This is a genomic window from Pseudomonas sp. RW409, assembly GCF_003184125.1.
In the GTDB taxonomy this organism is placed as follows: domain Bacteria; phylum Pseudomonadota; class Gammaproteobacteria; order Pseudomonadales; family Pseudomonadaceae; genus Aquipseudomonas; species Aquipseudomonas chlororaphis_I.
Genome location: NZ_QHHP01000002.1, coordinates 1 through 15,373, shown reverse-complemented (window position 1 = coordinate 15,373; position 15,373 = coordinate 1). Strand labels below are relative to the sequence as shown.

Sequence of the window (15,373 nt, the reverse complement as noted above, 5' to 3'; positions counted from 1 at the left end):
TGCCGCTGGCGACTTCATGTTCACGGCGGAACTGCGCTCATGAGGCCCGCTGTGCTGGTGCGCGCCTCTGCGAAAATGAGTATAGAAGCCCGGCAAAAACGCCATGGCCGATTCCCGTTATCCCGATGAACGACACGGGTTTTGGCTCCTTAAGCAGACGGGCGGGGGATTGGCCTGGGTGTAATGGAAGGAACCTTTGTTCACAACGCCTGCAGCAGGCGCTGCAACTGCTGGTGTTCCCAGATGCTCAGCAGCTTGACCGGGTCGGTGCCGTAGCGCTGCCAGGCGTCGAGCATCTCGACCCGGCCATCCGGCGAATGGCATTGCTCGCAATGGCTCAGGGTCTGGCCATGGTTGACCAGGGTCAGGGTCCAGCCTTCGATATCGAGCCGCACCTGCCAGATATCGTCCGCCAGCAAAACGCGGTGGCTCGATGGACCCAGGGTGCGGGTGCCGAGCGCCAGTTCCCTGAGTACCTGACAGATTTCCCGGGCGGTGAGGGTGGGAGTGCTTTGCATAGAGACGATCTCGGGCATGGACGGCGGCTATTTTGCCATTGTTGCCGGCCAGCATCGGGCGGGATGACTGATTTCTTGAGCGGAAAAAAATGCCCGTATCGCGAGAGACGGGCATTTTTCATGGGCCTCCACCTGGTCCAGGCGGGGCTGGCCGGAAGGCCATCAGCGGTATTCAAAGAAGGGGGCAAGGCTTACTTGGCGGACTTTCGCACGCTGGACGAACGCCAGGCCTTTTCTTCCCCTGGATGCTGCACGGTCAGGTAGGCCCTCACGCCCAGTCCCGCCAGACAAAAGACCATGCCTGCGATGAATTGAAATGTAGTCATGACATGCCTCCAAAACAATCAACAGCGGACCATCTCATTTAAGCGGTGCCGGGGCCAGCCGGAGTTGTTACAGGTTGTCTAAGGACGAGGTCATCCTGCTGATGCAGGAGGGCGTAACGGCAACGGTGCTGGTTCGGGGTTCAGCTGGTCGGCACCCGGGCCGGTGCTGCGGCGTCGACTCGCCAATCCCGGCCGAGGATGTCAGAAGATCACGTCCCAGTCCTTGCGGGTAAAGGCGCTGATCTGGCTGTAGCGGCCACCTTCGGAGCCGATGTTCAGGTCGCCATTGAAATCGGGATAGATCACTCGCCCGCTGGACAGCGGCAGCAGCGCCACCTTGAGTTTCTCTTGCGGGCTGGAGGTGAACTTCAGGTCGTCAATGTTCGGTGCCATATGGGGCAGAGCATAACGTGCCCGCTTCAGCTCGCCGACATAGCTGTAGATCATCGGGGTCTGGTGGTCCTGGCCCCGGGGGCGGTAGGTCTGCGAGTAGCCGATGATGGTCAGGGTCCGGCCCTTGATCTCGACAAACATGAAGTCCGGGGTCTTCTCGGTGATTTTCGTGCTGTCTTCCAGCAATCGCATGGCTTCGACACCCGTGATCAGGCTGTTGTCTTCATGACCGCTACTGTCGTAGGCGTGAAAGCCGTTGAGCTCGGTCATGGCCCGGATCAGCAGCTCCTTGGACGGATCGGGGTGCATCCAGCGGATGGGGCGGTCGCAACCGCCAAGCAGCAACATGGGCAGGGCAAGCAGCAGGGCGAACAGCGGACGGCTAGTCATGGGGCGGGAGATTCCTTTCAGTGGATGATGCGCCTGGGAGCAGCGATGGGCATGGTCGCGCACCTCGGGCGGACTGTCATTCGGTAGATGACGGATTGTGCGGGTTGCCTACATAACGTTGAGGTTATTGGATCCAATAAATCGGGATTCTTTAGCCGCACACAGCCACAAGATCATCAACAGTCTGTGCCGGCTGAGTCTGGTCGATAATCGCCCGAAAAAATCTATAGATGATTGTTTTAATAAATGATTGATTTCTATTGAGTAAATAAAAAACCTCAGAATTTCTCCATGGATTTCAGTCGTCTTTCCAGGGATTGGTTCAATCTCACCTATTGTTAATGGATCCATTGGATGGTTGATTAGCCACCTGGCGATGGCGGGTCCCTCCCGACCGTCCCCGATAAAAACTACAAGAAGGGTCTCGTCATGAATGGCTTATCAAGGGCGCGGAACTGCCTGGGTTCCGTCCGCCGTCTGTCTGTGTGCACGCTGCTGTTTTCCCTCTCGCTGTCGCCGCTATGCGCTGGGGAGGTGCGGTCATGACGCTCGACCTGAAGAGCCGCGTGGACAGCGGCCCGATGAGCGCCTTCCAATGCCTGGCCATCGGCATCTGCATTGTCTTGAACATGATCGACGGTTTCGACGTGCTGGTGATGGCTTTCACCGCGGCCTCGGTCTCGGCCGAGTGGGGGCTGAACGGGGCGCAGGTCGGCCTGCTGCTCAGCGCCGGATTGTTCGGCATGGCGGCGGGTTCGCTGTTTATCGCGCCCTGGGCCGACCGGTTCGGCCGGCGTCCGCTGATCCTGTTCTGCCTGGCGCTGTCCGGGCTCGGCATGCTGCTCTCGGCCCTGAGCCAGACTCCCTTGCAACTGGCGCTGTTGCGCGGCCTGACCGGACTCGGTATTGGCGGCATCCTGGCCAGCAGCAACGTGATCGCCAGCGAGTATTCCAGCAAGCGCTGGCGCGGCCTGGCGGTCAGCCTGCAATCCACCGGTTATGCCCTGGGCGCCACCCTGGGCGGGCTGTTGGCGGTGTGGTTGCTGGGCCATTGGGGCTGGCGCTCGGTGTTCCTGTTCGGCGGTGCGGTGACCTGGCTGGTGATTCCCCTGGTGCTGCTGTGGCTGCCCGAATCCCTGGACTTCCTGCTTGCCCGTCGCCCCGGCAATGCCCTGGCGCGGGTCAATCGCCTGGCCCGGCGCCTGGAGCAGCCCGAGCTTGAACAGTTGCCGCCAGAGGTGCCCAGGCAACCCGGCGCGCCCAGCGGTTTCGGCCAGTTGCTGGCGCCGGCCATGCGCCGCACCACCTTGCTGATCTGGCTGCTGTTTTTCCTGGTGATGTTCGGCTTCTACTTCGTCATGAGCTGGACCCCGAAACTGCTGGTGGCCGCTGGGCTCTCGGCGCAGCAGGGGATCACCGGCGGGGTGCTGCTCAGCGTCGGCGGGATCTTCGGCGCGGCGCTGATCGGCGGCCTGGCCTCGCGCTGGCCGCTGGGCCGGGTGCTGGCGCTGTTCATGCTGATCACCGCCGGCCTGCTGGTGCTGTTCGTCGGCTCGGCCTCGTCGATTGCCGCGGCGCTCGGCCTGGGGTTGCTGATCGGGCTGTTTTCCAATGGCTGCGTGGCCGGTCTCTATGCGCTGTCGCCAGTGGTCTATGACGCCTCGGTGCGCGCCACGGGCGTTGGTTGGGGCATCGGTATCGGCCGCATCGGCGCGATCCTTTCGCCGACCGTGGCCGGCTTCCTGCTGGATGGTGGCTGGCAGCCGCTGCATCTGTACGGGGTGTTTGCCAGCGTGTTCGTGATCGCCGCCGGCTGCCTGTTGCTGCTCAAGCCGGCCCGGGCCCGGGCGCAGCCGGCGATGGCCGGCGTCTAGTTCTGGCCCTGGCCGCTGATGATGGCGTCGGCGATGGTGTCGCAGAACCAGCGCAAGGCGGCGGAGCTGTCGCTGTTGGGATGCCAGTTCAGGGACACGGCGAACTCGGCCACCGGGAACGGCAGTTCGAGCAGCTTCAGCTCGCCTTCGTGGATGAACAGCCGGGCGATCTGTGCCGGCAGCACCGCCAGCAGGTCGGTGCCGGGAATGATTTTCGGCAGCACCGAGAAGTGCGGCACATGCAGGCTGATGCGCCGTTCCACGTTCATGTTTTTCAGCACGTCTTCGACATTGCCGTGGCCGGTGGTGCGGGTCACGGCGACGTGCCGTTCGGCGAGGAACTGTTCCAGGCTCAACTGCTGGTCGATGCGCGGGTGGCCGGTGCTGAGCAGGCACACATAACGCTCGTGCATCAGCACTCGGCTGCGGACGCCGGGGACCGGCTGGCGGCAGATCGCGGCATCGACCTTGCCGCTGGCCAGCCACTCGCCGACCTGGTCCACCTGCAGGGGCAGGACCTCGACTTCGGCCAGCGGCGCGTCCTGGTTCAAGCGCGCGAGGATCAGCGGCAGAAAGCCGATTTCGCCGAGGTCGGAGAGGGCGATGCGAAAGCGCCGCTCGGTGCTCGCCGGGTCGAAGTGGCGACAGCCCTGCACGGTGCTTTCGATGCGGGTCAGGGATTCGCGCAAGGGGCCATACAACTGCTCGGCGACAAAGGTTGGCTGGATGCCGTCGCGGGTGCGGCTGAACAGGGCGTCGTCGAACAGCTCGCGCAGGCGCGCCAGGCCATAGCTGACCGAGGGCTGGGTGACGAACAGGCGCTCGGCGGCCAGGGTCACGCTGCGGGCTTCGTAGAGGGTGACGAAGGTGCGGATCAGGTTCAGATCGATGTGGCTCATGGTGCCCCTGGGATATAGACAGGTCTTATTTTTGATAGAGATAGTATCGATTTGATCAATTTTGTAGCGGCTGCAAGAGTAACCCGAAATCCAATAACAAGGGTCCTTATGAAAACCGTTCACTCTGCGTCCTACGAGATTCTTCGCGAGCAAGGCCTGACCACCATCTTCGGCAATCCTGGCTCCAACGAGCTGCCGTTTCTCAAGGGGTTTCCCGAGGACTTCCGCTACATCCTCGGCCTGCACGAAGGCGCGGTGGTCGGCATGGCCGACGGTTATGCCCTGGCCACTGGCAAGCCGACCTTCGTCAACCTGCATGCCGCCGCCGGTACCGGCAACGGCATGGGCGCGCTGACCAATGCCTGGTACTCCCACAGCCCGCTGGTGATCACCGCCGGGCAGCAGGTGCGCTCGATGGTCGGCGTGGAAGCGATGCTGGCCAACGTCGATGCGGCGCAACTGCCCAAGCCCCTGGTCAAGTGGAGCCACGAGCCGGCCTCGGCCCAGGACGTGCCGCGCACCCTGAGCCAGGCGATCCATATGGCCAGCCTGGCGCCACGCGGGCCGGTGTATGTGTCGATTCCCTATGACGACTGGGCCTGCGCGGCGCCGGCCGGGGTCGAGCATCTGGCGCGGCGCCAGGTGGCCAACGCCGGCCTGCCTTCGGCGGCGCAACTGCAAGCGCTGGCCGAGCGCCTGGCGGCGGCACGCAGTCCGGTGCTGGTGCTCGGCCCGGATGTCGACGGCAGCGGCAGCAACGGCCTGGCGGTGCAGCTGGCGGAAAAACTGCGGATGCCGGCCTGGGTCGCGCCTTCCGCTTCGCGTTGCCCGTTCCCCACCCGTCATCCGTGTTTCCGTGGCGTGCTGCCGGCGGCCATCGCCGGGATCAGCCGCTGCCTGGCCGAGCACGATCTGATCCTGGTGGTGGGCGCCCCGGTGTTCCGCTACCACCAATACGCCCCGGGCGATTACCTGCCGGCGAACTGTGAACTGGTGCACCTGACTTGCGATCCGGGCGAGGCGGCGCGGGCGCCCATGGGTGATGCGCTGGTGGGCGACATCGCCCTGACCCTCGAAGCCCTGGTCAACGTGCTGCCACAGAGCGAACGGCCGCTGCCGAGCGCCTTGCCGCTGCCGGCGCCGGTGCGCGAGGAGGGCGGCCTGCTGCGCCCGGAAACGGTGTTCGACCTGATCGACCAGTTGGCGCCGCGGGACGCGATCTACGTCAAGGAATCCACCTCCACCGTCGGCGCGTTCTGGCAGCGGGTGGAGATGAGCGAGCCCGGCAGTTACTTCTTTCCCGCCGCCGGCGGTCTGGGCTTCGGCTTGCCGGCCGCGGTCGGCGTGCAACTGGCGACGCCCGGGCGGCGGGTGGTGGCGATCATCGGCGACGGCTCGGCCAACTACGGCATCACCGCGCTGTGGACCGCTGCCCAGTACGGCATCCCGGTGGTGTTCATCATTCTCAAGAACGGCACCTACGGCGCACTGCGCTGGTTCGCCGATGTGCTACAGGTCAGCGATGCGCCGGGGCTGGACGTGCCGGGCCTGGATTTCTGCGCCATCGCCCAGGGCTACGGCGTGCAGGCGGTGCATGCCGCCACCGGCGCCGAGTTCGCCGCCGCCTTCAGCGCGGCCCTGGCCGGCGATCGCCCGGTACTGATCGAGGTGCCGACCCTGACCATCGAACCCTGATTCTCAAGGACTGAGCTTGCGCCGGGCTGCAGGCCCGGCAATGCCAACCGCGCCTTGCGCACACTCACCACAACAATAAAAAGAGGTGGCTATGAACACGACTTCGGTCAGTGAAGTGATGGAGGGGACGCCCCGGCAATCGCGGCCTGTTGCCGGCAGTGCCGATATCGGCACCTTGCTCGATGACGGGCCCTACACCGGGATGCAGAAGATCGTGGTGTTGCTGGCCGCGCTGTCGATCGTGATGGACGGTTTCGACGGTCAGCTCATCGGTTTCGCCATACCGCTGATGATCAAGGAATGGGGGATCACCCGCGAGGCCTTCGCCCCCGCGGTGGCCGCCGGGCTGATCGGCATGGGCATCGGCAGTGCCTGCGCCGGGCTGTTCGCCGACCGTTTCGGCCGGCGCATGGCGGTCATCGCCAGCGTGATCCTGTTCGGCACCGCGACCTGCGCCATCGGCCTGGCGCCGGATGCCCTGACCGTAGCGGCGCTGCGCTTTATCGCCGGGCTGGGCATCGGTGGTGCCTTGCCCAGCGCCACCACCATGACCGCCGAATTCACCCCGGCGCGCCGCCGCACCCTGGCGGTCACGGCGACCATCGTCTGTGTGCCCCTGGGCGGGATGCTGGCGGGGCTGTTCGCCTCCCACGTACTGCCGCTGTATGGCTGGCGCACCTTGTTCTTTATCGGCGGCAGCCTGCCCATCGTCCTGGGCCTGTTGCTGCTGGCGACCTTGCCGGAGTCGCCGCGTTTCCTGGCGCGCCGGCCGCAGCGTTGGGGCGAGTTGACCGCGCTGCTGGGACGCATGGGCCGACCCATGCCCGAGGGCGTGCGCTACACCGATGCGCTGGAGCAGAAGAGCGAGCAGCAGGGCGGCTTCCGTGCCTTGTTCGCCCCCGGCTACGGGCGCGATACGGTGGCGGTCTGGGTGGCGTTCTTCATGTGCCTGACCGCCGTCTACAGCGCCTTCAGCTGGCTGCCGACCATGCTCCTGGCCGAAGGCTTGCCGCTGGCGCTGGCCAGTTCGGGCCTTACCGCCTACAACCTGGGCGGGGTGATCGGCGCGCTGGTCTGTGCGGTCGCCATGACCCGCTGGGGTTCGTTCTGGCCGCTGCTGATCTGCTGCGCCGGCGGCGCAGCCAGCGCCTTCGCCATGCAGGCGGTGGACGTCGACCAGAACACCAGCCTGCTGATCTTCGGCTTTGGTGTACATGGCCTGTTCGTCAACGCCGTGCAGTCCACCCTCTATGCGCTGTGCGCCTTCATTTATCCCACCGCCGTGCGCGCCACCGGCACCGCATCGGCCCTGGCCTTCGGGCGCATGGGCGCGATCCTCAGCGCCTTCGTCGGCGCCACGGTGATCACCCAGGGCGGCGCCCACGCTTACCTGACGTTGCTCGGAACGGTGATGGTCTTGGCGCTGATCGCCCTGGTGCTGGTGCGCCGCCATATTCCCCGGCGGGTGCCTGGATCAGCCCGGGCCGACAAGCAGCACCTTGCCGATCAACCCTCACAGCCATAAGGAGGTTCGATGAACATCAGCATTCTCGGAGCAGGCGCCATGGGCTCGCTGTTTGGCGGCCTGCTGGCGGAAAGCGGGCAGCAGGTCACGCTGCTGGACATCAACGACGCGCACCTGGAGGCGATCCGCCGCCAGGGATTGCGCCTGGAGACCGACAGCGGCGACCGACGCATCGGCGGCCTGAGCGCCTGCCGGCCAGAGCAGGTAACGGGCCAGCCTGACCTGCTGCTGGTCTTCACCAAGGCCCAGCACACCGACAGTGCGCTGCGCAGTGTTGCCGGCCATATCGGCGAGCACACGCGGGTGCTGACTTTGCAGAACGGCCTGGGCAACGCCGAAGCGCTGTGCCGCCACGTCGCCCCGCAACGGGTGATGATCGGCATGACCACCTGGCCCGCCGACATGGCCGGGCCGGCCCACGTCCGCTCCCATGGCCAGGGCGTGGTCCGGCTGATGTCGCTGGAGGGTGTCGAACGCCAGGCCAGCAACCAGGTGGCCGCGGTGCTGGAGGCGGCGGGGCTGCAATGCGCGGTGGACCCGCAGGTCTGGACCTCGATCTGGGAGAAGGTGGCGTTCAACGCGGCCTTGAACAGCCTGTGCGCCGTCACCGGCTGCACGGTGGGGCAACTGGATGCCGCGCCGGAAGGCGTGGCGCTGGCCCGGGCCATCGTGCTGGAGGTGCTCAGCGTCGCGCAGTCGGTGGGGGTGGCAACGGATGCGCAGCGCTGCCTGGAGACGGTGGCCTATGCCATCGCCCACCACCGGACGCACAAGCCGTCGATGCTGCAAGACGTGCTGGCCGGACGGCCCACGGAAATCGGCGCGATCAATGGCGAGGTCCTGGCCAGGGCGCGCCAGGCCGGCATCGCCGTGCCGTACACCGAAACCCTGCTGGGGCTGCTGCGCCTGATCGAGGCGCGGGCGGCCACCGGAGGCGGTCATGAATAGCCACGCAAACCCGGTTCGGCGGCCTGAGTCGCGAGCCCATTTTTCCTGTGAGTCCTGCCTTCGAGGAGTTTTGTCATGAATGAGTCCCCAGCTGTCTACAGCGATCTGCACCTGCAACCCATCGCCGGGGAGTGGCGCGCCGGCGCCGCCGGCAAAACCCTGGCGGTGAGCAACCCGTTCGATGGCGCGCTGTTGCTGGAACTGGCCCAGGCCAACCGCGCGGACCTGGATGCCGCCTATGCCAAGGCCGCCGAAGTGCAGCCGCAATGGGCGGCGCTCGGGCCGTCGGCGCGGGCGGCGGTGCTGCATCAGGTGGTGGCGGTGTTCGACCGGCGCCGCGAGGAAATCGTCGACTGGATCATTCGCGAGTCCGGCAGCACCCGGCTCAAGGCGCAATTGGAGTGGGGCGCGGCGCGGGCCATCGCCCTGGAGTCGGCGTCGTTCCCGGCGCGGGTTCACGGGCGCATTCTCGAGTCCGATGTGCCGGGCAAGGAGAGCCGGGTCTATCGCAGTGCCCTGGGGGTGGTCGGGGTCATCAGCCCGTGGAACTTCCCGCTGCACCTGACCCAGCGCTCCATCGCCCCGGCGCTGGCTTTGGGCAACGCGGTGGTGGTCAAGCCGGCCAGCGATACGCCGGTGTGCGGCGGCCTGCTGCTGGCGAAGATCTTCGAGGAGGCCGGCCTGCCGGCGGGCGTGCTCAGCGTGGTGGTGGGGGCGGGCAGCGAGATCGGCGATGCCTTTGTCGAGCATCCGACTCCCTCGTTGATCACCTTCACCGGTTCGACCCCGGTGGGGCGTGGCATCGGCCGTATCGCCAGTGGCGGCGCACACCTCAAGCATGTGGCCCTGGAGCTGGGCGGCAACAGCCCGTTCGTGGTCCTGGCCGACGCCGATCTCGAACAGGCGGTGAACGCGGCGGTGTTCGGCAAGTTCCTGCACCAGGGGCAGATCTGCATGGCGGTCAACCGGATCATTGTCGACGACAGCCTCTACGACGCCTTTGCCGCGCGCTTCGTCGAACGGGTCAAGGGCCTCAAGGTCGGCGATCCGCAATCGATCGAGACGGTCATCGGCCCGGTGATCAATGAGCGGCAGTTGCAAGGCCTGCGGGAGAAGATCGAGCTGGCCCGCCGCGAAGGCGCCGAGCCGCTCTACGAGGGCGGGGCCCAGGGCAACCTGCTGGCGCCCCATGTCTACGGCGAGGTCACAGCCGACATGGACCTGGCGCGCAATGAAATCTTCGGCCCGCTGGTGGGGCTGCTGCGCGCGCGGGACGAGACCCATGCCCTGGAGCTGGCCAACGCCAGCGAATTCGGTCTGTCCAGCGCGGTGTTCACTCGCAACCTGGAGCGTGGGGTGAACTTCGCCCGGCAGATTCGCGCGGGCATGACCCATATCAACGATATCCCGGTGAACGACGAGGCCAACGCGCCCTTCGGTGGGGAAAAGAACTCGGGGCTCGGGCGCTTCAACGGCGACTGGGCGATCGATGAGTTCACCCGCGATCACTGGATCAGCGTGCAGCACTCGGCGCGTCGTTATCCCTTCTGATGCGTTGAGCTGACGATCTCGCCCGGCCCCTGAACAAGGCCGGGCATTCTTGCAGCCGATAGGAGGCGGGCCTGGAGCGGCCTGTCGGGGAACGGCTGCGCCTATGCAAAGCGGAGAACAATAATAATGAACACCCCTCACTGCATCCTCGCGCGCTCGCTGGCCGCGGCTTCATTGGCACTGGGCACGGGCCTGCCGGCCTGGGCCGAAGAAGGCGGCTTTTTCGACGACGCCAAGACTGACCTGGTGCTGCGCAACTATTACTTCAATCGGGACTTTCGCGATCCCGGGGCGGCCAAGAGCAAGGTCGAGGAATGGGCCCAGGGTTTTATCCTCAAGTTCAATTCCGGCTACACCCCGGGCCTTGTCGGGTTCGGCCTGGACGGCATCGCCATGTTTGGCGTCAAGCTCGACAGCGGGCGCGGCACCAGTGGTTCGGAGCTGTTGCCAGTGCACGACGATGGGCGCGCGGCGGACAACTACGGCCGCGCCGGCGTGGCGGCGAAAATGCGTATTTCCGCCACTGAATTGAAGGTTGGCGAGTTGCTGCCGGACATTCCGCTGCTGCGCTACGACGACGGCCGGCTGCTGCCGCAGACCTTCCGCGGGGCGATGCTCGATTCGCGGGAAATCGCCGGGCTGGGGTTGCAGGCCGGGCAGTACCGTTCGGTGAGCCTGCGCAACTCCTCGGACATGCAGGACCTCTCGGCCTGGGCCGCGCCCGGGGTGGCCTCCGACGGCTTCACCTATGCCGGCGCCGAGTACCGCTTCAACCAGCAGCGCACGCTGGTCGGTGCCTGGCATGCGCAGTTGGAAGACATCTATCAGCAAAGCTACTTCAACCTGCTGCACAAGCAGTCGGTGGGCGACTGGGTGCTGGGGGCGAACCTTGGTTATTTCATCGACAAGGATGACGGCCAGGCGCGCATCGGCGAGATCCGGAGCCGCACTGCCTATGCCTTGCTCTCGGCCTCAACCGCCGGGCATACCCTGTACCTGGGCTTGCAGAAGGTCAGTGGCGACAGCCCGTGGATGTCGGTGTACGGCAGCAGCGGCCGGACCCTGGGCAACGATATGTTCAACGGCAACTTCAGCAATGCCGACGAGCGTTCCTGGCAGGTGCGTTATGACTACAACTTTGCCGCCATGGGCGTGCCGGGGTTGTTGGCCATGGTGCGCTATGGGCATGGCGAGAATGCCACGACCAAGGCCGGGAGCAATGGCAAGGAGTGGGAGCGGGATACGGAGGTGGGGTATACCTTTCAGAGTGGGAGTCTGAAGAATCTCAGTGTGCGGGTGAATAACGCTACCAATCGGCGCAGCTTTAACAGCGACTTTGATCAGACTCGGGTGATTGTCAGCTATCCGTTGTCGTTCTGAACCTTCCAGCTCCGTCGCGGGTAGGCGCGGCCGGTCGACGCTCGATTGTCCGCGATGATGTCTGTTTTGGCGCTGCCGTTTTGATGGCGTACATGTCATGGCAGGCACGTTTGCAGGCTTCTGTAGGAGCGAGGCTTGCCCGCGATGGCGTCCGTGCTGGCGCTGCATTTTTTGGACGGTGTACATATCCATTCCTGCGGTAACGGCGGCTTAGGGTTCCGCCCTTACGGCGGCTCACTTTTGAAAAGCGCAAAAGTAAGCAAAACGCTCTTGCCCCACCACTCGGTGCCTCGCCTAGGCTCGGCATGCCCGAACGAAGGCATTGATCCGTGGGCCGCCGCCACAGGCCATCCATGGCCTGGGGCGGCTAACCCGGCATCCCTGCCGGGTTACCCACGGCTCAATGCCTGCGTTCGGCCATCGTGGTTAACGGGGCTTTCAGATCAAAAGCAAGACGGCGGCCTACCGGCCGGCCTGGGGCTGAGTCGCTCCCTGTAGCCGCTGCCGAGCCTGCGAGGCTGCGATCGACCCCGAAGGGGGCGCAGGATCTTGAGGTCGCTGAAGGCCTGCGGCCTTATCGCAGCCTTCGGCAACGGCTACAGGAAGGCGTGTGCTGTGAGGCAGTAGGTTACGTATTTTCTGTAGGAGCGAGGCTTGCCCGCGATGGTGTTGGTGAGGTCGCCACGCCGGTATCGGCATGCCGTCGGCGCAAGGCTTGCGGTACTATGGCGGCCCACGTTTTCTGGAAGTTGCCTGGATGAGTAAGCCCGGTCAATTGGTGCTGGTCGCGCTGCGCAAGATGATCGCCTCGGGCGAGCTGGCGGCGGGGGAGCGGTTGATGGAGATTCCCACGGCGGAGCTGTTCGGGGTGTCGCGGATGCCGGTGCGCATGGCGTTTCGTACCCTGGAGCAGGAAGGCCTGCTGGTGCGGTTTGGCGGGCGTGGGTTCCAGGTGCGTTCGGTGAGTGCCGAGGACATCGCCGGCGCGGTCGAGGTGCGGGGTGTGCTCGAGGGGCTGGCGGCGCGCCAGACCGCCGAGCGCGGTTTGTCGCAGGAGGCGCGGGCGGCCCTTGAGTTGTGCCTGGCCCAGGGCGACCAGCTGTTCGCCAAGGGTTATGTGACCGAGGACGACCTGGAGGTCTATCACGACCTCAACATGCGTTTTCACCAGGTGATTGTCGAAGGCAGCCACAACCCGGCGATCGCCGATGCCCTGGCGCGCAACGATCATCTGCCGTTCGCCTCGGTGACCGCTCTGGCGGTGGATCGCCAGGACATGGCCCGCGAATACCGGCGCTTCAACTACGCCCATATGCAGCACCATTCGGTGTTCGATGCCCTGGTCAATCGCCAGGGCGCGCGGGCCGAGGCGATCATGCGCGAGCACGCCAACGCCACCCTGCGCTATGCCGAGATCTTCAGCAGCGCGGCGGCGGACGAGCGGATGAAGGTCATTCTCCGCCCCGCCTGAATCCCTTCAGATATCCAGCACCAGCAGCGGCGTTTTCGAGCGCGAGCAGCAGGGGGTGAACTGGTCGTTGCGCGCCTGTTCGTCCTCGGTGAGGAACAGGTCGCGGTGCTCCGGCACCCCCTCCAGCACCCGGGTCAGGCAGGTGCCGCAAATCCCTTGCTCGCAGGACATGGCAATGTCGATGCCATGGCTCTCCAGGACGTGCACCACGCTCTTGTCCGCTGGCACCGCAAAGACCTGGCCGCTGCTGGCGACCTTTACCGAGAAACTGCCATCGGCGCGGGTGTCGACGGGGGTGGCGGCGAAGTACTCGCGATGCAGGCAGGGCTCCTGCCAGCCCGCAGCCTTGGCCGTGTCCAACACGTGCTGCATAAAGCCGCCGGGACCACACACATATAGATGAACGTCGTTGCGCGGCGTGGCCAGGACCTTGGCTGCGTCCAGCGTTGTCTCGGGTTCCTGGTCGAAATGCAGGAACACCCGGTCGGCAAAAGGCGAGCTGCATAGACGCTGGACAAAGGCTGCGCGCTCCCGCGAACGGGCGCAGTAGTGCAGCTCGAAATCCGCGCCGCTGTGGGCCAGGCGTTCGGCCATGCACAGGATCGGGGTGATGCCGATGCCGCCGGCGAACAGCAGGCGGCGCCGGGCTTCGTGGGCCAGCGGAAACAGATTGCGCGGTTCGCTGATAGTCAGCCGTGTGCCGGGGTGGATCTGCTCGTGCATGGCCAGCGAGCCGCCCCGTGAGGCCGGGTCCTTGAGCACGCCGATCAGGTAGCGATGGCGTTCTTCGGGGTGGTTGCACAGGGAGTATTGGCGGATCAAGCCGCCGGGCAGGTGCACATCGATATGCGCGCCGGCGCTGAAGGCCGGCAGCGGGCTGTCATCGGCACTGGCCAGCTCGTAGCTGCAGATGTCCTGGGCTTCGTCGTTACGGGATACCACCACCACATCGATCATCGTCGGTCCTCCGAGTGCTGCCGCCCGTGGCGGTCACTTCTGTTTCTTTTGTTGGGTAAAAGGCTGGGTAAAGGGCAGGGCGCGGCACCGGTGAAATGCCGCGCAGGATCAGGCCGTGGCCGTGGCGATCAGCTGCGTTTCGCCGGCGCGTTCCTGGGCGATCAGGCGCTCCAGCACCCGCCGCGACTGCACGCCGCCGGCGTCGATATTCAGCTTGAGCAGGTTACGCGTGGGATGGGCGAGCAGGTTCTGTTGCTGGCGTTCGAGCATCTCCAGGTCTTCGCTGAAGATTTTGCCCTGGCCTTCGCGAATGCTCGCGGTCAGCGCCTCGTCCCGCGGATTGAAGTTGCGCGCCATGCCCCAGAAGTACCAGATCGAGGTGTCGCTTTCCGGGGTGATGAAATCCACCACTATGCTCGACGCCTTGAACTGCGCCGGCGCGTCATAGCCGCCCTGGCCGGCATGGGCCACGCCGACTTCGATCAGCACATGGCTGGGCGGGGTGAAGCGGCAGATCTGCCAGCGGTCCACCGGCACGTCGTCGGCCAGGCCGTTGCCGCGCAGGGCCATGCGCCAGAACGGCGGGGCCATGATGTTTTCCATATGCCGCGCGGTGACTACTTCGTTGCCTTCGACCCTGGTGGTCGGCGGCGCCTCGTCGATTTCCTTCTGGCCGATGCTGGAGGCGTGGACGTAGGTTTCGTGGGTCAGGTCCATCAGGTTGTCGATCATCAGGCGGTAGTCGCACTGGATGTGGAACAGCCCGCCACCGTAGGCCCACTCATCGCTGACCGCCCACTCCAGATGATGGATCAGCGCCGGGTCGGCCAGCGCCTGGTCGCCGGGCCAGACCCAGATAAAGCCGTAGCGCTCGACCACGGCAAAGGTCTTGTTGCAGGGGAAGCCGCGCACCCGTTGCCCGGGCATTTCCACGGTCTTGCCATCGCAGCCCATCACCAGGCCGTGATAACCGCACACCAGGTTGCCGTTTTCCACATAACCCAGCGACAGCGGCGCACCGCGATGGGGGCAGAAGTCCTCGACCGCCGCGACCCGGCCCTCCAGGCCACGATAAAACACCATCTTCTCCCCGCAGATCTGCCGCCCCAGGGGCTTGTCGGCGATTTCATCGGGGGTGCAGGCAACGTACCAAGTGTTCTTGGGGTACATGGAAGGCTCTCCAGGCGAGTGATTGTTTTTATTTAATGGATCCATTAGAGAGGCGGTGGTGTTTGAGTGTCAACGATAAAAGCGCGATTTTAGGTGGATTTATGGGCGATTATCGGACTTCTAGTTGTAGTCTTCGTTTTTAATGGATCCATTTGTAAGTGTTGTAAAACACTCCCAATGGCAAAAAAACGTCAGCGATAAAGGTGGGGGATGTCGACGTTCGTCGACCCGAACTGGCGAGCGGGAAGCCGCTCATGCGGCGGGCATCTCTTGGGG

13 protein-coding genes are annotated in these 15,373 nt (G+C 65.0%); 7 read left to right on the top strand and 6 right to left on the bottom strand.

What is annotated here, in order from left to right:
* Window positions 1-200: 200 nt before the first annotated feature.
* From DK261_RS00185 to DK261_RS00180, 3 genes are all read right to left on the bottom strand, one after another.
* On the bottom strand, window positions 201-518 hold the full coding sequence (locus DK261_RS00185; RefSeq protein ID WP_110175120.1) for a hypothetical protein: 318 nt from the start codon (window positions 516-518) through the stop codon (window positions 201-203).
* A gap of 191 nt (window positions 519-709) precedes the next feature.
* Window positions 710-844: a hypothetical protein gene (locus tag DK261_RS33445; RefSeq protein WP_016702627.1), complete on the bottom strand. Its 135-nt coding sequence runs from the start codon at window positions 842-844 to the stop codon at window positions 710-712.
* Between the two features lie 201 nt (window positions 845-1,045).
* A complete protein-coding gene (locus DK261_RS00180) occupies window positions 1,046-1,627 on the bottom strand; it encodes a hypothetical protein (RefSeq protein ID WP_009048550.1) in 582 nt (193 codons plus the stop codon).
* A 542-nt stretch (window positions 1,628-2,169) separates the two neighbouring features.
* Here DK261_RS00180 and DK261_RS00175 point away from each other — a divergent pair.
* Entirely contained in the window at window positions 2,170-3,501 is a 1,332-nt protein-coding gene (locus tag DK261_RS00175) for an MFS transporter (protein WP_016702625.1), read from the top strand.
* Here the strand turns inward: DK261_RS00175 and DK261_RS00170 are convergent.
* The gene (locus DK261_RS00170) at window positions 3,498-4,400 is read right to left on the bottom strand and encodes a LysR family transcriptional regulator (protein WP_016702624.1); all 903 of its coding nucleotides are present in this window, start codon (window positions 4,398-4,400) and stop codon (window positions 3,498-3,500) included. The two genes, DK261_RS00175 and DK261_RS00170, sit on opposite strands and share 4 nt — an antisense overlap.
* A 108-nt stretch (window positions 4,401-4,508) precedes the next feature.
* Between DK261_RS00170 and mdlC the strand changes: the two genes are divergently transcribed.
* The 6 genes from mdlC (at window position 4,509) to DK261_RS00140 (ending at window position 12,970) form a co-directional block, all read left to right on the top strand.
* On the top strand, window positions 4,509-6,095 hold the full coding sequence (gene mdlC, locus DK261_RS00165; protein ID WP_110175119.1) for a benzoylformate decarboxylase: 1,587 nt from the start codon (window positions 4,509-4,511) through the stop codon (window positions 6,093-6,095).
* A 91-nt stretch (window positions 6,096-6,186) separates the two neighbouring features.
* Window positions 6,187-7,620 (top strand): MFS transporter, encoded by a 1,434-nt coding sequence (locus tag DK261_RS00160; RefSeq protein ID WP_009048554.1) that lies wholly within the window; start codon window positions 6,187-6,189, stop codon window positions 7,618-7,620.
* A 9-nt stretch (window positions 7,621-7,629) separates the two neighbouring features.
* Complete coding sequence (locus DK261_RS00155) at window positions 7,630-8,568, top strand: ketopantoate reductase family protein (RefSeq protein ID WP_009048555.1); 939 nt, start codon at window positions 7,630-7,632, stop codon at window positions 8,566-8,568.
* A 75-nt stretch (window positions 8,569-8,643) separates the two neighbouring features.
* Window positions 8,644-10,119, top strand: a complete 1,476-nt coding sequence (locus DK261_RS00150; protein ID WP_009048556.1) for an aldehyde dehydrogenase family protein — start codon at window positions 8,644-8,646, stop codon at window positions 10,117-10,119.
* 126 nt (window positions 10,120-10,245) lie between these two features.
* A complete protein-coding gene (locus DK261_RS00145) occupies window positions 10,246-11,499 on the top strand; it encodes an OprD family porin (RefSeq protein ID WP_110175118.1) in 1,254 nt (417 codons plus the stop codon).
* Between the two features lie 757 nt (window positions 11,500-12,256).
* On the top strand, window positions 12,257-12,970 hold the full coding sequence (locus tag DK261_RS00140) for a GntR family transcriptional regulator (protein WP_009048558.1): 714 nt from the start codon (window positions 12,257-12,259) through the stop codon (window positions 12,968-12,970).
* Between the two features lie 6 nt (window positions 12,971-12,976).
* On the opposite strand, the gene DK261_RS00135 is transcribed toward DK261_RS00140, so the two are convergent.
* Window positions 12,977-13,927: a PDR/VanB family oxidoreductase gene (locus tag DK261_RS00135; protein ID WP_110175117.1), complete on the bottom strand. Its 951-nt coding sequence runs from the start codon at window positions 13,925-13,927 to the stop codon at window positions 12,977-12,979.
* Window positions 13,928-14,035: 108 nt separating this feature from the next.
* Window positions 14,036-15,097, bottom strand: coding sequence for an aromatic ring-hydroxylating dioxygenase subunit alpha (locus tag DK261_RS00130; protein ID WP_110175116.1), 1,062 nt, complete (start codon window positions 15,095-15,097; stop codon window positions 14,036-14,038).
* Window positions 15,098-15,373: the final 276 nt, after the last annotated feature.